Origin of the sequence: Mycobacterium sp., from assembly GCF_039583785.1 — a bacterium.
In the GTDB taxonomy this organism is placed as follows: domain Bacteria; phylum Actinomycetota; class Actinomycetes; order Mycobacteriales; family Mycobacteriaceae; genus Mycobacterium.
Genome location: NZ_JAVKSG010000002.1, coordinates 76,053 through 95,541 on the forward strand (window position 1 = coordinate 76,053; position 19,489 = coordinate 95,541).

Below are 19,489 nucleotides of genomic sequence, written 5' to 3' on the forward strand. Positions count from 1 at the left end.
ATGGCAGCTCTGGCCATTCTGCCGGGCTGCACCATACCGCTTGCTAACGCGGTATCGCCGCCACCGATCGACGACAGTCTGCTCCCACGGCCCGCACCCGCACGCCCACCGCGACCGACCGTCCAACGCGAGATCTGCGCGGTGTCGTCAGCCCTGCCCGATGCCGACGTATCCCAGCTCTCCGGCCTTGATCTGCAGCAGGTTTGGAAACTCACCAGCGGTTCGGGCCAGCGCGTCGCCGTCATCGACACCGGTGTTGCGCCGCATCCGCGCCTGCCGCACCTGGCGGCGGGTGGGGACTATGTTTTCACCGGCGACGGAACCCAGGACTGCGATAGCCATGGCACTGTGGTCGCTGGGATTATCAGCGCGACAACAGATCCCAAGCATGACGACGATTTCAGCGGTGTCGCTCCAGGAGTCGAGCTGATCAGTATCCGGCAGTCCAGCACGAAGTTCGCAGCGGCATCGGACCCGACAAAGTCCGGATTCGGAGACGTGGACACGATGGCGCGAGCGGTACGCACCGCCGCCGACTTGGGCGCCACCGTGATCAACATTTCGTCGGTTGCCTGCGCCCGCGCCGGCTCAGCTCTCGACGATCGCCCACTCGGCGCGGCGTTGGCCTATGCCGTCGAGACCAAGAACGTCGTCGTGGTGGCGGCCGCGGGAAATGCCGGCACCGGCCAGTGCCCTGCGCAGCAATCCGATCCGGCAGTAGTGGTGAGCCCGGCTTGGTATGACGATTACGTGCTGACCGTCGGGTCGGTGAATGCGCAGGGCGAACCGTCGTCGTTCACCCTCGCCGGGCCGTGGGTCGATGTCGCCGCACCCGGCGAAGGGGTGATCTCGCTGAATTCCTCGGCCGATGGACTGGCGAACGCGCTTGACGGACAGGAAGGGTCGACGCCGCTTTCGGGTACGAGCTATGCCGCGCCGGTGGTCAGCGGATTGGCCGCACTGATCCGCTCCCGGTTCCCGAGGTGGACCGCTCGTCAGGTGATGCAACGCATCAAGGCGACCGCGCACCATCCGCCCGGTGGATGGAACCCACGAGTCGGCGCCGGCAAAGTGGACTTCCTTGCCGCGGTGAGCACCGATACGCCGACCGCTCCGACACCACCGTCGGCCCGGACCGTGGCGCCCGTCGTCGAACCTGCACATCCCGCGCCGGCGGATCACCGCGCACGGCACGAGGCGTTCGTCGGGGCCGCTGTCTGTGGCGGCCTATTGGCGTCGGTGCTGTCCGGCAGCGCGTTGCGGACCCGACTGCGTCGTGCCGATCGGTCGAGCAACGGCGGGGATGTCCTGCGCGACTGACGCATTGGCTCTGCTCAACTCCGGTCCCGCGGGTAGCTGGGCCAGAACCGGCCAAGGTGCGGCGACCATGGTGGCCGGCATTCCTAGGTCCTTGGCCGCTTCGTCGTCGTGAACGGCGAAGCGAACACCGGTGTCGGAGATCAGGTATCGAGGACCCGCGCGAGCGTCCGCACCGGACAGACTGGTCGCGCGGACATACGCCATGCGCCCCGGCGGCAGGTACAGCGCGTCGACGGCAGGTCCTTTTCCGTCGGCCTGCGCCAACTCGACGGGTGCCTGTCCAACCGGAATGGGCAGGCCGGCAAGCGAAAACGAGACGGTGACGCTTCCCGACACGGCGGGCGCCCAGCTGGCACACAGCGTCGTACCGCTGGCGACCGGTTGCGGCGAGACCCGGTCGGGAAACTCCGACACCGGCAGACGGGTCACCGATTTGGTGGTCCGAATGACATCGGGTGCAACCGAGATGGCGGTACGAGTTCCCTGCGGCTCGGAGAATCGCACGAGCTCGGCAGCGAGCGCGCCGACCCGCTGGACCCCCTCCCGCAACACGACGTAGTAATCGTCGCCGCCGCTGCGGGCCACCCGCAGCACGGTGCCGACCCGAAAGCCGGGCAGCGAGTCGGGTCCTCGTTCGCCGACGTCGGGAATCGGCGGTGCCGCGATCGGTGATGTCTCCGGGACGAGGTTCAACAGTGTCGGCGAAACGTGCAGTGGCAGCTGGCCGTCCAGCCCCAGGACGCGTGCTACCGCAGCGTCGTCCGGGTTCACCACGGCCCGTCGGCCGTCGAACAACAGGTACGTCGAGCCGCCCGTGCTCGGCGTGACGAGCAGAGCCTGGTCGCGGCCCAGAACATTGGACTGCGGCTGCGCACCGACGATGACCGTCGTGCGATCGCCGCCGTCGCAGACGGTCCACTGCGATTCGCCTCCGCCCAGCGGTTTTCCGAGAAACTGCGGGGCGCCGGGGATACCCAACAGCGAGCCCATCTTGTTGCGCCCGAAAGCGGACGCGGCCATCGGTTCGGGGTCTGCATTGATCTTCATGATCAATCTGGCCGAGGCCAGGTTCAGCACCGGGTGCAGCGTGTCGGCCAATCGGACGTAGAGCGCCCCCGACTGTCGCTCCATCACGATCGGCGCGGTCTCCGCGTCCGACTGGGGACGCAGCAGGGCCAGGACGAGGCACCCGGCCAGTGCGACGATCGCGAACACCAGGCCGACCGCCAGCGACTGCGCAGGTGCACGGATCGCCTCGTTGACGGACCGCAGGTCGATGCCCAGCAGCGCGCACTCGATTCGTCGCCGCAGGAATCGATGACCGCTGAGCTCCAGCCTCGTCGTCGGGTGCCATGCCATCCCGTCTGACGATAGGCACTAGCCACTGAGCGGTCCGCCCACGATCCACAGCCAGGGACCGGAAATTCGTGGATGTGGCCGCGAACGCAAGAATCCGTAGAATCATCTGGTGAGCATTGACTGCCTGAGCCGTTCCGCGCGACATCGCCCCTGGTCACGCCGCTTGAGCCGGACCGCCGCCGCATTGCTGGTCGCGGGCGTGTTGCTCGTCGCACCCAGCGCCGTACTCAACGCGGCCCCCTCGGCCAACGCCGACAACTGCCCGGATATCGCGTTGACCTTTGCGCGCGGCACCGACGAGCCGGCCGGTCTGGGACGCGTCGGCGAGGCCCTTGCGGACGCCATCCGCCGGGACACCGGCAAGAACGTCGACGCCTACCCGGTCAACTACCGTGCCACCCTGCTGCAGATCCACGGCAACGACGGCGCCAAGGACGCGATCAAGCACATCAAGGAGATGGCCGACAAGTGCCCGACCACCCCGCAGGTGCTCGGCGGGTACTCCCAAGGCGCGTCGGTGGTCGACATCGTCACCGGAACGCAGATCGGCGGCATCGGCTGGGGCGACTCGCTGCCGCCGCAGTACGCCGACCACATCATCGCGGTCACCACATTCGGCAACCCGGCCGACCGCAGCGGCGGATCGATCACGGCGCAGAGCGCGATGTTTGGCGCCAAGGCCGTCGATTACTGCAACCCTGAAGACCCGATCTGCCACGCCGGCCAGGGCAACGAGTGGAAGGGCCACACCGACGGCTACGTTCCCGTATACACCAACCAGGCCGCCAGCTTCGTGGCCACCCGGCTGCTGGCGGTGCTCCCCCAGACCGCACCGGAAGGGCCACTGGGCGTCCCGCCCGGCCCCGTTGGGCTCGTCCCGCCCGGCCCCGTTGGGCTCGTCCCGCCCGGCCCCGGCCAAGGCCCGCCGCCCGGGCCCGTCACGCCCGGTCCGACCGTGGTCGACCAGACCCGGCCCGCGGTCTTTCACTGATCACTCGGCACTCCAGATCGCCAGTCGCTGAGTAAGAATATGAGCCTGCGCAGCAGCGTCGCCAGAATGGCCGCCACCGGGCTGCTCGCCACCAGTTTGATGCTGGCCCCCGCGACGATCCCGACCGCATTCGCTGCCTGCCCCAACACCGAAGTGGTGTTCGCCCGGGGACGGCAGGAACCACCCGGCGCCGGAGTCCTCGGTAATGCCTTCGTCAGCGCGCTGCGGTCCAGGGTCGACAAAAGCATCGGTCTCTACGCGGTTCGCTACCCGGCCGACACCGAGGTCGCCGTCGGCGCCAATGACATGAGCGCGCACGTGCAGTCGACAATCAACGGCTGCCCGCACACTCGCATAGTGCTGGGCGGCTACTCCCTTGGCGCAGCGGTCACCGACGTCGTGATAGCGGCTCCGGGCGCGATGCTCGGCTTCACCAACCCGCTGCCGCCGGGCGCCGATCAGCACATCGCCGCGGTCGCCCTCTTCGGCAACGGCGCCAACTGGATCGGACCGATCACGAACGTCAACCCGATCTACAAAGATCGGACCATCGATCTGTGCCACGGCGCCGATCCCATCTGCAACCCGGCAGACCCGCACACCTGGTCGGACAACTGGAACCAACACATGGCCGCCGGCTACATCCAGGACGGCATGGTCAATCAGGCCGCCAACTTCGTCGCCGGCAAGCTGTAGCTCAGTCACCTCTGGCGACAATGCGGCGCGCGAAGCGGGCCGAGGAGGAGCCGGACTATGGATCCCGGGTGCGAAGGTCGCGGGTGATCAACGTCCGCGCCTGCAACTCGGTGTCGGGCGGGTAATCCACGCCAACCAACGTCAAACCCCGCGCCGGAGCCGCGGCGTAGTCGCTGGAACGCCTTGTGTCGGTGAGCAATTCGGAGCACCAGTCCGCGGTGCGCCGGTGCTCGCCGACGGCCAGCAGCGCGCCGACCAGCGACCGCACCATCGACCAGCAGAACGCATCGGCGGTCACATACGCGGTGATCAGGTCGCCGTCACGGTCCCAGTCGAACCGCTGCAGGTCGCGGATCGTCGTCGCTCCTTCACGGTGACGACAGAACGCGGCAAAGTCGTTGAGTCCCAGCAGCTTTTCTGAGGCCGCCGACATGGCATCGACGTCGAGCAGCCGCGGCCAACTGGTGATGAAGCGGGCCTGATGCGGATCCACCCCGTAGTCGGCGGTCGAGATCCGGTAGACGTAATGTCGGCGCAGCGCCGAGAATCGCGAGTCGAAACCCGCAGGCGCGCGGCTGATTCGGCGCACCCGCACGTCGGCGGGCAGCAGCCGGCCAAGCCGGCGCAGCAGCGGCTGGAACTCGGGTTGACTCGGCCGCGGTCTGCGCGGATATACGTTGGGCAGCGCGTCGAGCGGAACATCGACGTGAGCGACCTGGCCGGTGGCGTGCACACCGGTGTCGGTGCGGCCTGCCGCGCGTAGCCGCAACTCGCTGCGAAACACCGTCGACAGCGACTCTTCGAGCACACCCGCGACAGTGCGTTGACCCGACTGGGTGGCCCAGCCGGCGAATTCTGTTCCGTCGTAGGCGATATCGAGCCTGAGACGAACACACCCGCCATCGGTGTCGATGGCGGGTGTGTCGTTCAACGGCACATCTTCAGGACTCGTCAGCGTCCCCGGCCTCGCCGGCCTCGACCTCTTCGGCCTTGGGCTCTTCGGCCTCGACCTCTTCGGCCTTGGGCTCTTCGGCCTTGGGCTCTTCCTTGGCAGCCGAAGCCTTGGCAGCCTTCGACGCGCCCACCCGGCGCGCGCGGTCGGCTTCAGACGTCACCGTCTTCTCCCTCACCAGCTCGATGACCGCCATCGGGGCGTTGTCGCCCTTGCGGTTCTCGACCTTGATGATGCGGGTGTAGCCGCCGTTGCGGTCGGCGAAGTGCGGCCCGATCTCGGCGAACAGGGCGTGCACCACGTCCTTGTCGCGGATCTTCTTGAGCACCTCACGACGGTTGTGCAGCGTGCCCTTCTTGGCGTGGGTGATCAGCTTCTCGGCGTAGGGGCGCAGTGCCCGCGCCTTGGGCTCGGTCGTCTTGATCCGGCCGTGCTCGAACAGCGCGGTCGCCAGGTTGGCCAGGATAGCCTTCTGGTGCGCAGAAGATCCGCCGAGGCGAGGACCCTTGGTGGGCTTGGGCATTGCCACTTCTCCTTTATGGGGCCGACCCCCGTATCAGGTAGGGCCGGGACGGCGCTCTTTTCGAGCAATTGGGCTTTAGAGCTGCTCGGTTTCGGCGTAGTCCGCGTCGTCGTAGGCAGCGGCCTCGGCGGACCAGGTGCCGGTGGCGACGTCGTAGCCGGCGACCTCCGACGGGTCGAAGCTGGCCGGGCTGTCCTTGAGCGACAGGCCGAGCTGGTGCAGCTTGACCTTCACCTCGTCGATGGACTTCTGCCCGAAGTTGCGGATGTCGAGCAGGTCCGACTCGGTGCGCGAGACCAACTCGCCGACGGTGTGCACGCCCTCGCGCTTGAGGCAGTTGTACGAGCGCACGGTCAGGTCCAAGTCGTCGATCGGCAGGGCGAACGACGCGATGTGGTCGGCCTCGGCCGGCGACGGGCCGATCTCGATGCCTTCGGCCTCGACGTTGAGTTCGCGTGCCAGACCGAACAATTCGACCAGCGTCTTACCCGCGGACGCCAGCGCGTCACGGGGGCCGATCGAGCTCTTGGTCTCGACGTCGAGGATCAGCTTGTCGAAGTCGGTGCGCTGCTCGACCCGGGTGGCGTCCACCTTGTAGGTGACCTTGAGCACCGGCGAGTAGATGGAATCGACTGGGATACGGCCGATTTCGGCACCCGAGGCCTTGTTCTGCACGGCCGGGACGTAACCGCGACCACGCTCGACGACGAGCTCGATCTCGAGCTTGCCCTTGTCGTTGAGGGTCGCGATGTGCATCTCGGGGTTGTGCACGGTGACACCGGCCGGCGGCACGATGTCACCCGCGGTGACCTCGCCCGGGCCCTGCTTGCGCAGGTACATGGTCACCGGCTCGTCCTCCTCGGAGGACACCACCAGGCTCTTCAGGTTCAAGATGATGTCGGTGACGTCTTCCTTGACGCCCGGCACGGTGGTGAACTCGTGCAGCACACCGTCGATGCGGATGCTGGTGACGGCCGCACCCGGAATCGAGGACAGCAGCGTACGCCGCAGCGAGTTACCGAGCGTGTAGCCGAAACCCGGCTCCAACGGTTCGATGACGAACTGCGAACGGCTGTCGCTGATGACTTCTTCGGACAAGGTAGGTCGCTGCGAAATCAGCATGGTGTTTCTTTATCTCCATCTCGGCACCCGCTATTTGATGCCGTTTTCCTATCCCGCCGGTGCGGTTGCAGCGGCGGGGGTCTGCGCTTACTTCGAGTAGTACTCGACGATGAGCTGCTCGGTGAGCGGCACCTGGATTTGGGCGCGCTCGGGCAGTTGATGGACCAGGATCCGCTGCTGCTCGCCGACCACCTGAATCCAGCTGGGGACCGGACGGTCGCCGGCGATCTCGCGGGCAATCTGGAACGGAACCGTGTTCAGCGACTTGCCCTTGATGTCGATGATGTCGTACTGCGACACCCGGTAGCTGGGAATGGTCACCTTGACGCCGTTGACGGTGAAGTGGCCGTGGCTGACCAGCTGACGGGCCATCCGACGAGTCCGGGCGATGCCGGAGCGATACACGACGTTGTCGAGCCGGCTTTCCAGGATCTGCAGCAGCTCATCACCGGTCTTGCCGGGACGGCTCGCCGCTTCTGCGTAGTAGCGGCGGAACTGCTTTTCCATCACGCCGTAGGTGAAGCGGGCCTTCTGCTTTTCCTGCAGCTGCTGGCGGTATTCGCTCTCCTTGATCCGCGCGCGGCCGTGCTGACCGGGCGGGTAGGGGCGCTTCTCGAACGACTGATCTCCACCGACGAGGTCGACACCCAAGCGGCGCGACTTACGGGTGATGGGTCCGGTATAACGAGCCATGATTGATGTTCCTCCCTAGACCCGGCGCCGCTTGGGCGGACGGCAGCCGTTGTGCGGCTGCGGTGTGACGTCGGAGATCGCGCCGACCTCCAGGCCGGCGGCCTGCAGCGAGCGGATCGCGGTCTCGCGGCCCGAACCCGGGCCCTTCACGAACACGTCGACCTTTTTGACGCCGTGCTCCTGCGCCTTGCGGGCCGCGTTCTCGGCGGCCAGCTGTGCGGCGAACGGCGTCGACTTACGCGACCCCTTGAAGCCGACGTGACCCGACGACGCCCAGGCCAGGACGTTGCCCTGCAGGTCGGTGATCGTCACGATCGTGTTGTTGAACGTGCTCTTGATGTGCGCGGCGCCGTGCGGGACGTTCTTCTTTTCCCGCCGCCGGGTCTTCTGACCCTTCTTGGCAGAAGCAGCCTGCCCTGCCTTTTTGGTTGGTGGCATGGTATTACCTGGCCTTCTTCTTGCCGGCGATGGTGCGCTTCGGGCCCTTGCGGGTACGCGCATTGGTCTTGGTGCGCTGACCGCGCACCGGCAGCCCGCGGCGGTGCCGAAGGCCCTGGTAGCAGCCGATCTCAATCTTGCGACGGATGTCGGCCTGCACCTCGCGGCGCAGGTCACCCTCGACCTTGAGATTGCCTTCGATGTAGTCGCGCAACTGGACCACCTGATCGTCGGTGAGGTCCTTGGTGCGCAGATCTTTGTCGATCCCGGTAGCGGCCAGGATTTCGTTGGAACGGGTGCGACCAACTCCGAAGATGTAGGTCAACGCGACCTCCATGCGCTTGTCGCGCGGGAGGTCGACGCCCATTAGTCGAGCCATGAACGGCATTCCTTCTCTATGCGGAGGTCTAAATCCCAGCCCGTTCCCTGGCCCAGAAAACAACTCAGGGCTCCGGGGTCCGGCCTCCGTTCCGGACGTAGCTAGGCATGCCCATCTGGAGAAAGATGCCAGCTGCCTAGTGGTGCTGGGAGGTCTGCATTCAGTTGTGTGCGCGTGTCAAGCGGAGGGACTGAGCCTCAATAATTGTCCGGCTCCTGCTCAGGCCGCTTCACGGCCTGAATCGTCACCGGACGGTTAGCCCTGGCGCTGCTTGTGGCGTGGATCGGAGCAGATCACCATGACCCGCCCATGCCGACGGATCACCCTGCACTTGTCGCAGATCGGCTTGACGCTCGGGTTCACCTTCACGGCTGTTTTCGATCCTGTTCTGTCTTCTCGTCGGTTAGTTGTTCGGGCTGTTACTTGTAGCGGTACACGATGCGGCCTCGGGACAGGTCGTAGGGAGACAACTCCACCACCACCCGGTCCTCGGGCAGGATGCGAATGTAATGCTGCCGCATCTTGCCGCTGATGTGGGCAAGCACCTTGTGGCCGTTTTCCAGCTCAATGCGGAACATCGCATTGGGCAAGGGCTCGACCACGCGGCCTTCGACCTCGATGGCGCCGTCCTTCTTGGCCATGACTTCTCTTCGAATCCTCGTCTTTGGTTTCGTCTCTTCTGAGCCCGTGTCAGCGCAGCACGCGCCAGCCCTACAACGTGAGCCAGTGACAGGAAATTCCTAAGACAGGGCACGCGAGAAACCAGCGCGATGAAGCACCGTTGCTCTACGATACCTGCTGATACGTGTTGGCCAAAATCGCTGTCGAAGAAATCGGGAGCGCCGCGCTCGCCGCACGCGCCAGCCCTGACGAGCGCGTACTCGGCGCTGATAACTGATCCCGCAGGTGTCGATGCCACCTCCCGCAAACCGGTGCTGCTGACCGTCGACGACGATCCCGCGGTGTCTCGGGCCGTTGCCCGCGATCTGCGCCGCCAACCGCATCGTCCGGGCCGAATCGGGCCCCGACGCGCTCGACACCCTCAAGCAGCTCAAGCCGTGGGATTCCACCCGAGGAGAAGCTGTATCGACGACTCCCTCGAGGCCTGGAAATCGGGGTCGGCGGCGGGTCGAGCGGCGATGCATCTGTCCCGCCGCCCGAAATCGGTCACGATCCTGATGCGCGGGCCGTCGTTGGAAGCATCCATGTCGCACTACCTGAATTCGAGCTACTGGGCACCAATCTCGGCGACTTCTACGGGATGTCGCCGGTCGTCGACGTGGCGCTGCCGCAAGACGGCGACGCCGCCGAAGAACGTGCGCGGTCGTAAAGAACACTTATATGTTGTTCCAAAATCCATGCCATGCAACGTATTCCGAGACGGTGACGCCACATGCGGCCGCGACGACGGTCGGCAAAAGCACTGCGTCAAGCACGTGCTTGGGGCCGCGATAACGAGCCGAGCCGGCAGCGAAAGCGTCCAGGCAGTGCTGCCCAGGCCCAGCCAGCCCAGACCTGGAATAGCGGAGGCCGAGCGGTAAGTTGGAGTCACCATGACCGATTCAGCTGCGAGTAAACCCAACCTCGGCCGGTTCGGATCGTTCGGCCGCGGGGTAAAGCCTGAGCAAGCCAAAGACATCGAAGCCCTCGGCTATGGGGCGGTCTGGGTCGGCGGTTCGCCGCCCGCCGAGCTGGCCTGGGTTGAACCCATTCTGGCGGCGACCACGACTTTGCAGGTGGCCACCGGCATCGTCAACATCTGGTCGGATGCGGCCGAGCCGGTCGCTGAGTCGTTCCACCGCATCGACCGCGCCTACCCGGGCCGGTTCCTGCTGGGTATCGGCGTCGGTCATCCCGAGGCGATCACCGAATACCGCAAGCCCTACGACGCGCTGGTGGAGTACCTGGATCAGCTCGACGAACACGGTGTCCCCGCCAACCGTCGAGTCGTCGCGGCGCTGGGGCCGCAGGTGCTGAAGCTGTCGGCGCGACGCAGTGCGGGCGCGCACCCGTATCTGACCACTCCGGAGCACACCGCGCAGGCTCGCGAACTCATCGGACCGGCGGCGTTTTTGGCCCCCGAGCACAAGGTGGTGCTGACCACCGATGCCGAGCAGGCGCGCGCCGTCGCGCGCAAAGCGCTGCCGGTGTACTTCAACCTGGCCAACTACCGCAACAACTGGAAACGGCTCGGGTTCTCCGAAGACGAGACCACTTACCCGGGCAGTGACCGCTTGATCGATGCGCTGGTGGCGTACGGCACTCCGGAGGCGATCGCGGCGCGGTTGCGAGAGCACCTGGACGCCGGTGCCGATCACGTGCCTGTGCAGGTCCTGACCACAGATGAAAACCTGGTGTCGGCTCTGGCCGAACTCGCGGGGCCGCTCGGACTGACACCTGCCTGACGAACCATAAGGGGATCTCGATGACCGAAGGCGTTTCGCTCATACCTGACTTGGGTCGATACGGCGTCTGGCTTGCCAGCCGATCCGTCAGTCCGAACGTCGCGCGACAGATCGAATCGCTGGGCTATGGCGCCGTCTGGGTCGGGGGATCTCCCGACGCCGACCTCAGCTGGGTCGAACCCGCGCTGGCGGAGACGTCGACGCTGCAGTTGGCGACCGGGATCATCAACATCTGGGCATCGCCGGCCGCACAGCTGGCCGAATCGTTCCACCGCATCGAAAGTGCTTACCCGGGAAGGTTTTTGCTGGGCATCGGCGTCGGTCATCCGGAACACACCGATGTGTACCAGAAGCCCTACGACGCACTCGTCGGATATCTCGACGAGTTGGACGGGGCCTCGGTGCCGACCAGTCGGCGGCTGCTGGCGGCACTTGGCCCGAAGATGCTGGCGCTCTCAGCCGAGCGCAGCGCCGGCGCCCATCCGTACCTGACGACGCCCGAGCACACCGCGCAGGCGCGCGAAGTGGTGGGCAATACGGTGTTCCTGGCTCCCGAACACAAAGTCGTCCTGACTGAGAACGCCGACGAGGCCCGCGAAATCGGGCGGCGAACCGTCGAGTTCTATCTGGACCTGAGCAACTACGTGAACAACTGGCGCCGACTCGGATTCACCGACAACGATGTGCGTAAACCCGGCAGCGACAAGCTGATTGACGCGGTGGTCGCCCACGGCACCGCCGAGCAAGTGGCCGCGCACCTCGACGAACACCTGGCGGCCGGGGCCGATCACGTGGCGATCCAGGTGCTGGGCGGGCCCGACGGCAAGCTGCTGGGCGCGCTGGAGGCGTTGGCCGAACCGCTGGGGTTGACGCCTCCGAACTGACCGCAGGGCTAGGGTTTGCTCCATGCGGTTGCTCATTACCGGTGGTGCTGGATTCATCGGCGCCAATTTCGTGCATTCCACTGTGCGCGACCATCCCGACGACACGGTGACGGTGCTCGACGCGATGACGTACGCGGGCAGTCACGAATCGCTGGCTCCCGTCTCGGGCGACATCACGCTGGTGAAGGGCGATATCACCGACGCGGAGCTGGTTTCCCAGTTGGTCGCCGAGTCCGACGCGGTGGTGCACTTCGCGGCCGAAACCCACGTCGACAACGCGCTGGCCGACCCGGCGCCGTTCCTACAGTCCAACGTCGTCGGGACGTTCACGATCTTGGAGGCGGTCCGCCGACACGGTGTGCGGCTGCATCATGTCTCCACTGACGAGGTCTACGGCGACCTCGAGCTGGACAACACGCAGCGGTTCACCGAGGCCACCCCGTACAACCCGTCGAGTCCGTACTCCTCGACCAAGGCCGCCTCCGACCTGCTGGTGCGCGCGTGGGTGCGGTCCTTTGGCGTGCGCGCGACAATCTCCAACTGCTCCAACAACTATGGGCCCTATCAGCACGTGGAGAAGTTCATCCCCCGGCAGATCACCAACGTGCTGACCGGGCGTCGGCCGAAGCTGTACGGCGCCGGCGCCAACGTCCGGGACTGGATCCACGTCCACGATCACAACGACGCGGTCCGCCGCATTTTGGACAACGGCCAGCCGGGGCGGACCTATCTGATCGGCGCCGACGGCGAGCGCGACAACCTCTCGGTGCTGCGCACCGTGCTCGAGTTGCTGGGACAGGACCCCGACGACTTCGACCAGGTTGTCGACCGGACTGGTCACGACCTTCGGTACGCGATCGACCCGTCGCTGTTGAGCAACGAATTGGGCTGGGCCCCAAAACATACCGACTTCACCGAGGGCCTGCGCACCACCATCGACTGGTACCGCAGCAACGAAACCTGGTGGCGGCCAATCAAAGACGCCGTGGAGGCGCGATACGAACAATGGGCTCAGTGACATGGAAGTCCGGGAACTCGACATCGTCGGCGCGTGGGAGATCACCCCGCAACTGCGCACCGATTCACGCGGCCTGTTCTTCGAATGGCTGACGGCCGGTGAATTCGCGGAATTCGCCGGTCATCGGCTGGACGTCCGGCAGGCCAACTGCTCGGTGTCGGCGGCCGGCGTGCTGCGCGGACTGCATTACGCCCAACTCCCGCCGAGCCAAGCCAAATACGTGACCTGCCTGTCCGGTTCGGTGTTCGACGTCGTGGTTGATGTTCGGGTGGGCTCGCCGACGTTCGGCCGGTGGGACGCCGTGACGCTCGACGACCACAGCCACAAGTCGGTGTACATCTCCGAAGGACTCGCCCACGGCTTCCTTGCACTGCAAGACAATTCGACGGTGATGTACCTGTGCTCGGCCGAGTACAGCCCACAGCGCGAACACACCATCGCCGCCACCGACCCGGCCCTGGCGATCGAGTGGCCGAGCGGCCACCGACCCGTGCTGTCTGACCGGGACGCCGCCGCGCCGACCTTGGCCGAGGTGCGCGCCGCCGGTCTGCTGCCGTCGTGGGACGAAGCCCGGGCTTTCGTCGAGGGCCTGCGCAACGGTTAGAACGGCGGTTTGGTTCGGGCCGGCTGGGGTATCTTCAGCCTGGGTTTCAGACGGAAGACCCCTTTCGACGTCGAGGAGGTCGTCATGGTTCACCAACTTTTGCTGGCCAGCTACAGCCAGCCGGAAGCTGCAGGCTTTATTCTGCGCGGCATCAAAGGAATCTTTGTCGCCATCGGCAGCATATTCGCGGCAATCATTTGTGGAGCCATCGCTGCGATCAAGGGCCGCAACCCATTCGGGTGGGGAATCCTTGGGCTGCTCTTCAGCATCCTGACCCTGATCGTGGTGATTTTCATCCCGTCCAAAAAGTAGCTTCGCCCAGCAGAGCGGTGACTCGTCGTTGGCGACGATCGGGAGTTGCACTGAGACCCTTGGCTTCCGGTTGCGGCGACGCACGCGACGTTGCGTTGCGCCGCTGACATCCGGACCGTATCGGCAAGGTCAGGAAATTTCGGCGTTCAGGCGACCACCGCGCGATCGCCTTCCACGCGAAAAAGAACGTCGTCGCCGTCTTGGAGACCGAGAGCGTCCCGCACGGCCACAGCGTTGTTGGTCAGCCCGCCGACGCGGCGTTGGCGGCTTCGGTCGCCGCGTACGACCCGGCGCTGGTGCCCAGCGTGTTCACGAACTGCTCGTGGATCGCGGCGGCCTGCGCGGCGACGGCCTGATACAACTGCGCGTGCGCGGCGAACTGCACGGCAGTCAGGGCCGACACCTCGTCAGCCGCGGCGGGAACGACACCGGTCGTCGGCGCCGCGGCCGCGGCGTTCTGCGCGCTGAACGACGAGCCGATGCCGCCCAGCGCAGTTGCCGCCGAGCTCAGGGCCTCGGGCTGTGTGGTCACGAATGACATGTGCTATCTCCTCAAGTACGAACATCGCATCTACGAATACTGTAGGCCTGTTGGCCCGCCTGGCGCGTATTACGCGCTTTGCGCCCTCTTGACCAGGCTGGACAGCATCTGGTCGTCCGCGGCCCGAACCAGCTCTGACGTGCCTAAACTAAAGCGCGGCTGCTCTCCGGCCAACTCCTCGTCTTTGATCACGATCACGGGTGGCCAGATGCTTCGCCGCGCAATCTGATCGGGGTCGATCAGGGTTCGTCGTCGAGAAGGACAGCGGGCTCACCACCGGCAGTGGTGAAGGCCTTCAGTCCCCGCGTCAAGCCTCGCCGGTCCGGGGTGGGCATGTTCTCGACGATTTCCGCGATCTCCTTGCGCCGCCGCACCAACACCTCCCGTACGACCTTGCGCCCCCGCGGGGTCAGGGCAACCAGCAGTTCGCGTCGCGAAGTCGGGTGTGGGCAGCGATCGATAAGCTCGGCGCCGACGAGCCGATCGACCATCCGGCCTGCCGCCGACGGCTTGACCTCTAGCAGGCCGGCAAGCGTTGCAAGATTGACGGTGTCCTGAGACGACAGGATCAGCAAGACGCGAAATTGCGGGATCGTGAGGGTCCCGTCCACCCGCGCGATGGAGCGTCGAGATATATCCACCAGCAGCCGAGACGCGGTCAGCAGCGCATCGGCGATCGCGTCTACCGAATCATCTTGCGCCGCATCCCCACTGGACGATTTCCCGCTCCCGACCGGCGACGTCCGGTTTTTGCCTACAGTCTGGCGGGCCATCCGGCGAATGCTAGCAGCGGCGAACTAATTCGCCCAGGCCACCATTGCCGCCGGCGACTATCGCCGCAGACAACGGTCGGTTTCCGTCGCGACCCTGGAGAACTTGCCCGGGGTTTTGCACCTTACTAATACTCTTGCCATAAGCAACAGTTGCTATGCTAAATTTTTCTCGCCGATGTTTGGTAAAGACCGAGGAGTTGGTGCCATGGCGGCCCAGTCACAGCGCACGCGAGCTCGGTTACGCCGGCTCGGACCCGCAGCAGTGGCTGCAATCGGTCGACAGCAGTGGCTGGACCGGCCCAGTTACCGACTGGAGCATGTCCTGAGCTTCGCCTACAACAGCTTGGGCGGCGCGCGCAACACCGTGATGAACGCGCTCAACGGCGTCTGGCTCGGCCATCCCGTGCACCCGCCGTTGGCTTCGCTGACCAGCGGTGCACTGGGTACGACGGTAGTGCTCGACGCGCTCAGCATCTTGCCGTACCGACCCACCTCCGAAGGCGCCGGCGCATCGCAGTTTGCCCGCCGTTCGCTGGGGATCGGGATCCTTGCCAGCATCGGCTCGGCTATTACCGGCGTCACCGACTGGCAGCACACCCACGAGAGCGATCGCCGCGTGGGGTTGGTGCACGGTGTGATCAACGTGGCGGCCACGGCGCTCTACGCGCAGTCCTGGTGGGACCGGCTGCAGGGACGAAACGGTCGCGGAATGGCGCTTACCGCCCTCGGATACGCCGTCACCGTCGGCGGCAGCTATCTGGGCGGGGCCCTGGTATTCGATTCCGGCATCGGGGTCGACCAATCGGGCCGGCGGTTGCGGACAACCGAGTGGACGTCGGTACTCCCGGTGCACAAGCTGAACGGCAAGCCGGTGCGCGTAGAGGTAGCTGGTGTGGGCCTGGTGGTGTGCCAGACCGAACCGGGGCGGGTCTCGGCCTTCGGCGAGTTCTGCCCGCATCTGGCGGCCCCGATGGCCGACGGCTGGGTCGATCGCGGCCGACTCGTCTGCCCCTGGCACGGATCGTGGTTCGCGACCGAATCTGGCGAAGTGCTGCGTGGTCCGTCGGCGGTGCCGCTGCCGTGCTACCAGGCCAGGGTGGTCGACGGGATGATCGAAGTGCGCGGCGAAGATCCGACACGTTCCCGGTCGCGACGCGCGGTTGGAAAGGGACCGACGCAGTGAATGCTTACCAGGTACTCAAAGAACATCACATCGTGCTCAAGGGTTTCGGCAAAAAGATCAGCGAAGCACCGGTCGGCAGCGACGAACGTCGCGCACTGCTCGACGACATGCTGGTCGAACTCGACATTCACTTTCGCATCGAGGATGACCTGTACTACCCGGCACTCAACGCGGCCAGCCAGCTGATTGCCATTGCGCACGCCGAGCACCGTCAGGTGGTCGACCAACTGTCGGTGTTGTTGAAAACTTCGCCGAGCGCCCCCGGCTACCAGGACGAATGGAACTCGTTCAAGACGGTGCTGGAGGCCCACGCTGACGAGGAGGAGCGCGACTTGATCCCGGCTCCGCCGGAGGTTCAGATTTCCGCGGAAGAACTCGAGACTCTCGGTCAGGCAATGTCTACTCGGATGGAGCAGTACCGCAGGTCCGCAGTGCACCGCTTGCGCACCAAGGGCCGGGCGGCCCTGGTCCACTCGCTCTAGCGCCGCGCACCAGCCGGCCGCCCCGTCCTGGCGCGCAGCCGCTTGCCAGCACCCGGAACCAGTTACTAGGATATCCTAGTAACTAACGTGCTCACTCTCCATGTCCGAGGGACGCCATGATCAGTCAGATTCCGCATTTCATCGACGGGCGACGGAGCAACCTGTCCTCGACCCGCACCGCCGACGTGCTCAACCCGAGCACTGGTGAGGTGCAGGCGCAGGTGCTACTGGCGTCGAAGGCCGATGTCGACACCGCGGTGTCCTCGGCGGTGCAGGCGCAGATCCAGTGGGCGGCGTTCAACCCGCAGCGCCGGGCCCGGGTGATGATGAAGTTCGTCGAGTTGGTCAACGCCAACGTAGAAGAATTGGCCGAGCTCCTTTCCCTGGAGCACGGCAAGACCGTCGACGATTCCAAGGGTGACATTCAGCGCGGGGTTGAGGTGATCGAGTTCGCGATCGGTATCCCGCACCTGCTCAAGGGTGAGTTCACCGAGGGCGCCGGCACCGGAATCGACGTCTACTCGATCCGCCAGCCGTTGGGTGTGGTCGCGGGCATCACGCCGTTCAATTTCCCGGCGATGATCCCGCTGTGGAAGGCCGGTCCGGCGCTGGCATGCGGAAACGCGTTCATTCTCAAGCCTTCTGAGCGTGACCCGTCGGTGCCGTTGCGACTGGCCGAGTTGTTTCTCGAAGCCGGTCTGCCGGCGGGGGTGTTCCAGGTGGTCCAGGGCGACAAGGAAGCCGTCGACGCCATCCTGCACCATCCCGACGTCCAGGCCGTCGGGTTCGTCGGCAGCAGCGATATCGCGCAGTACATCTACGAAACCGCGGCAGCTAACGGCAAGCGGTCGCAGTGCTTCGGTGGGGCGAAGAACCACATGGTCATCCTTCCCGACGCCGACCTCGACCAGGCGGTGGACGCGTTGATCGGGGCGGGCTACGGCAGCGCCGGTGAGCGGTGCATGGCGATCAGCGTCGCGGTGCCGGTCGGCAAGGAAACGGCGGATCGGCTTCGGAATCGGCTCGTTGAACGGATCAACGGGTTGCGGGTCGGGCACAGCCTGGACCCGAAGGCCGACTACGGCCCGCTGGTCACCGAGGCCGCGCTGGCGCGGGTGCGCGGCTACATCGGCCAGGGTGTGCAGGCGGGTGCGGATCTGGTGGTCGATGGCCGCGAGCGCACCACCGACGAGTTGACCTTTGACGACACCAGTTTGGAGCAGGGCTTTTTCATCGGGCCCACGCTGTTCGACAACGTCACCACCGACATGGCGATCTACACCGACGAGATCTTCGGCCCGGTGCTGTGCATCGTGCGGGCGCACGACTACGAAGAAGCACTTGCGCTTGCTTCCGAGCACGAATACGGCAACGGGGTGGCGATTTTCACCCGCGACGGTGATGCCGCCCGTGACTTCGTGTCCCGGGTGCAGGTCGGCATGGTCGGGGTGAACGTACCGATCCCGGTTCCAGTGGCTTACCACAGTTTCGGCGGCTGGAAGCGGTCCGGCTTCGGCGACCTCAACCAGCACGGGCCCGCCTCGATCCAGTTCTACACCAAGGTCAAGACCGTCACGCAGCGCTGGCCCTCGGGCATCAAAGACGGCGCCGATTTCTCCATCCCGACGATGAACTAGCCCGACGATGCAACTTTTCGGTCTGGACGACGACGAACGGGTCATCACCGAGACGGCCGCCGCGTTCGCCGCCAAGAAGCTTGCCCCGTACGCGCTGGAATGGGATGCGGCCCACCATTTCCCGATAGACGAGCTGCGAGATGCGGCCGGTCTGGGGATGGCGGCGATCTACTGCCGCGACGACGTGGGCGGCAGTGCGCTGCGCCGCCTCGATGGAGTGCGGATCTTCGAACAACTGGCGATGGCCGACCCGACCATCGCGGCGTTCTTATCGATCCACAACATGTGCGCGTGGATGGTCGACGCGTTCGGCACCGACGAGCAACGCAAGGACTGGGTGCCGCGGCTGGCCTCGATGGACGCCATCGCCAGCTACTGCCTGACCGAGCCCGGCGCCGGTTCGGACGCCGGCGCGTTGAGCACCAAGGCCGTCAGGGCAGGCGGCGACTACGTGCTGGACGGCGTCAAGCAATTCATCTCCGGTGCCGGCACCTCGGACCTCTACCTGGTGATGGCGCGCACCGGATCGAGCGGCCCACGCGGAATCTCGGCGTTCATCGTCGAAAAAGACAGCGCGGGACTGAGTTTCGGTGCCCACGAAGAAAAGATGGGCTGGCACGCCCAGCCGACCGCACAGGTCGTTCTGGATCACGTCCGGGTGCCGGCTGAGGCGATGCTCGGCGGCGCCGACGGCGAGGGCGGCGGCTTCGGCATTGCGATGAACGGCCTCAACGGTGGCCGGATCAACATCGCCGCCTGCTCACTGGGCGGCGCGCAGGCCGCCTACGACAAGGCCGCAACTTATGTCGCACACCGCGAGGCGTTCGGCGCTGCCCTGCTCGACGAGCCCACCATCCGATTCACCCTGGCCGACATGGCCACCGCGCTGGAGGCGTCGCGACTGATGTTGTGGCGGGCCGCGTCTGCTTTGGATGCCGGCGCTGCCGACAAGGTCGAGTTGTGCGCGATGGCCAAACGCTACGTCACCGACACGTGTTACGAGGTCGCGGACCAGGCCCTGCAATTGCACGGTGGCTACGGCTACCTGCGCGAGTACGGTCTGGAGAAGATCGTGCGCGACCTTCGGGTGCACCGCATCCTGGAGGGAACCAACGAAATCATGCGGGTGGTCATCGGCCGTGCCGAAGCCGCCCGCGTCCGCGCCAGCGCCTAGGAG

23 protein-coding genes are annotated in these 19,489 nt (G+C 65.7%); 12 read left to right on the top strand and 11 right to left on the bottom strand.

The window, feature by feature from the left end; all coding sequences use genetic code 11:
* Positions 1–1,320: a type VII secretion-associated serine protease mycosin gene (mycP, locus tag ABDV69_RS01900; protein ID WP_343571655.1), complete on the top strand. Its 1,320-nt coding sequence runs from the start codon at positions 1–3 to the stop codon at positions 1,318–1,320.
* On the opposite strand, the gene eccB is transcribed toward mycP, so the two are convergent.
* A complete protein-coding gene (gene eccB / locus ABDV69_RS01905; protein WP_343571656.1) occupies positions 1,228–2,679 on the bottom strand; it encodes a type VII secretion protein EccB in 1,452 nt (483 codons plus the stop codon). The genes mycP and eccB overlap by 93 nt on opposite strands.
* A 187-nt stretch (positions 2,680–2,866) precedes the next feature.
* Here eccB and ABDV69_RS01910 point away from each other — a divergent pair, with 187 nt between their 5' ends.
* Complete coding sequence (locus tag ABDV69_RS01910) at positions 2,867–3,670, top strand: cutinase family protein (protein ID WP_343571811.1); 804 nt, start codon at positions 2,867–2,869, stop codon at positions 3,668–3,670.
* A gap of 39 nt (positions 3,671–3,709) precedes the next feature.
* Entirely contained in the window at positions 3,710–4,366 is a 657-nt protein-coding gene (locus ABDV69_RS01915) for a cutinase family protein (protein WP_343571657.1), read from the top strand.
* A 55-nt stretch (positions 4,367–4,421) separates the two neighbouring features.
* Here ABDV69_RS01915 and truA read toward each other — a convergent pair whose 3' ends face one another.
* The 8 genes from truA to infA all read right to left on the bottom strand — a co-directional run bounded on the left by truA (position 4,422) and on the right by infA (position 9,114).
* Positions 4,422–5,297: a tRNA pseudouridine(38-40) synthase TruA gene (gene truA / locus ABDV69_RS01920; RefSeq protein WP_343571658.1), complete on the bottom strand. Its 876-nt coding sequence runs from the start codon at positions 5,295–5,297 to the stop codon at positions 4,422–4,424.
* Positions 5,298–5,307: 10 nt separating this feature from the next.
* Positions 5,308–5,841, bottom strand: coding sequence for a 50S ribosomal protein L17 (gene rplQ / locus ABDV69_RS01925; RefSeq protein WP_343571659.1), 534 nt, complete (start codon positions 5,839–5,841; stop codon positions 5,308–5,310).
* Between the two features lie 75 nt (positions 5,842–5,916).
* A complete protein-coding gene (locus tag ABDV69_RS01930) occupies positions 5,917–6,963 on the bottom strand; it encodes a DNA-directed RNA polymerase subunit alpha (RefSeq protein WP_343571660.1) in 1,047 nt (348 codons plus the stop codon).
* An 87-nt stretch (positions 6,964–7,050) separates the two neighbouring features.
* Positions 7,051–7,656 carry a 30S ribosomal protein S4 gene (gene rpsD, locus ABDV69_RS01935; RefSeq protein ID WP_343571661.1) on the bottom strand — a complete coding sequence of 202 codons (606 nt, stop codon included), beginning with the start codon at positions 7,654–7,656 and terminating at the stop codon, positions 7,051–7,053.
* 15 nt (positions 7,657–7,671) lie between these two features.
* Positions 7,672–8,094 (bottom strand): 30S ribosomal protein S11, encoded by a 423-nt coding sequence (gene rpsK / locus ABDV69_RS01940; RefSeq protein ID WP_343571662.1) that lies wholly within the window; start codon positions 8,092–8,094, stop codon positions 7,672–7,674.
* Positions 8,095–8,098: 4 nt separating this feature from the next.
* Positions 8,099–8,473 carry a 30S ribosomal protein S13 gene (rpsM, locus tag ABDV69_RS01945; RefSeq protein ID WP_343571663.1) on the bottom strand — a complete coding sequence of 125 codons (375 nt, stop codon included), beginning with the start codon at positions 8,471–8,473 and terminating at the stop codon, positions 8,099–8,101.
* A gap of 255 nt (positions 8,474–8,728) precedes the next feature.
* Positions 8,729–8,842 carry a 50S ribosomal protein L36 gene (gene rpmJ / locus ABDV69_RS01950; RefSeq protein ID WP_003879483.1) on the bottom strand — a complete coding sequence of 38 codons (114 nt, stop codon included), beginning with the start codon at positions 8,840–8,842 and terminating at the stop codon, positions 8,729–8,731.
* A gap of 50 nt (positions 8,843–8,892) precedes the next feature.
* Positions 8,893–9,114, bottom strand: a complete 222-nt coding sequence (infA, locus tag ABDV69_RS01955; protein ID WP_003418601.1) for a translation initiation factor IF-1 — start codon at positions 9,112–9,114, stop codon at positions 8,893–8,895.
* 912 nt (positions 9,115–10,026) lie between these two features.
* On the opposite strand from infA, the gene ABDV69_RS01960 reads away from it, so the two are divergent.
* From ABDV69_RS01960 to ABDV69_RS01980, 5 genes are all read left to right on the top strand, one after another.
* Entirely contained in the window at positions 10,027–10,878 is an 852-nt protein-coding gene (locus ABDV69_RS01960; protein WP_343571664.1) for an LLM class F420-dependent oxidoreductase, read from the top strand.
* Positions 10,879–10,898: 20 nt separating this feature from the next.
* Positions 10,899–11,762, top strand: coding sequence for an LLM class F420-dependent oxidoreductase (locus ABDV69_RS01965; protein WP_343571665.1), 864 nt, complete (start codon positions 10,899–10,901; stop codon positions 11,760–11,762).
* 22 nt (positions 11,763–11,784) lie between these two features.
* Positions 11,785–12,780, top strand: coding sequence for a dTDP-glucose 4,6-dehydratase (gene rfbB / locus ABDV69_RS01970; RefSeq protein ID WP_343571666.1), 996 nt, complete (start codon positions 11,785–11,787; stop codon positions 12,778–12,780).
* Position 12,781: 1 nt separating this feature from the next.
* The gene (gene rfbC, locus ABDV69_RS01975; protein ID WP_343571667.1) at positions 12,782–13,384 is read left to right on the top strand and encodes a dTDP-4-dehydrorhamnose 3,5-epimerase; all 603 of its coding nucleotides are present in this window, start codon (positions 12,782–12,784) and stop codon (positions 13,382–13,384) included.
* Between the two features lie 84 nt (positions 13,385–13,468).
* On the top strand, positions 13,469–13,696 hold the full coding sequence (locus ABDV69_RS01980; protein WP_343571668.1) for a deoxyribodipyrimidine photolyase: 228 nt from the start codon (positions 13,469–13,471) through the stop codon (positions 13,694–13,696).
* Between the two features lie 241 nt (positions 13,697–13,937).
* On the opposite strand, the gene ABDV69_RS01985 is transcribed toward ABDV69_RS01980, so the two are convergent.
* Positions 13,938–14,237: a PE family protein gene (locus ABDV69_RS01985; protein WP_343571669.1), complete on the bottom strand. Its 300-nt coding sequence runs from the start codon at positions 14,235–14,237 to the stop codon at positions 13,938–13,940.
* 239 nt (positions 14,238–14,476) lie between these two features.
* Positions 14,477–15,010 (bottom strand): MarR family transcriptional regulator, encoded by a 534-nt coding sequence (locus ABDV69_RS01990; RefSeq protein WP_343571670.1) that lies wholly within the window; start codon positions 15,008–15,010, stop codon positions 14,477–14,479.
* 205 nt (positions 15,011–15,215) lie between these two features.
* Here ABDV69_RS01990 and ABDV69_RS01995 point away from each other — a divergent pair, with 205 nt between their 5' ends.
* From ABDV69_RS01995 to ABDV69_RS02010, 4 genes are all read left to right on the top strand, one after another.
* Complete coding sequence (locus ABDV69_RS01995; RefSeq protein WP_343571671.1) at positions 15,216–16,193, top strand: Rieske 2Fe-2S domain-containing protein; 978 nt, start codon at positions 15,216–15,218, stop codon at positions 16,191–16,193.
* On the top strand, positions 16,190–16,675 hold the full coding sequence (locus ABDV69_RS02000) for a hemerythrin domain-containing protein (protein ID WP_343571672.1): 486 nt from the start codon (positions 16,190–16,192) through the stop codon (positions 16,673–16,675). Before ABDV69_RS01995 ends, ABDV69_RS02000 begins: the two co-directional genes overlap by 4 nt.
* 116 nt (positions 16,676–16,791) lie before the next feature.
* On the top strand, positions 16,792–18,312 hold the full coding sequence (locus tag ABDV69_RS02005) for a CoA-acylating methylmalonate-semialdehyde dehydrogenase (RefSeq protein WP_343571673.1): 1,521 nt from the start codon (positions 16,792–16,794) through the stop codon (positions 18,310–18,312).
* Between the two features lie 7 nt (positions 18,313–18,319).
* On the top strand, positions 18,320–19,486 hold the full coding sequence (locus ABDV69_RS02010) for an acyl-CoA dehydrogenase family protein (RefSeq protein WP_343571674.1): 1,167 nt from the start codon (positions 18,320–18,322) through the stop codon (positions 19,484–19,486).
* Positions 19,487–19,489: the final 3 nt, after the last annotated feature.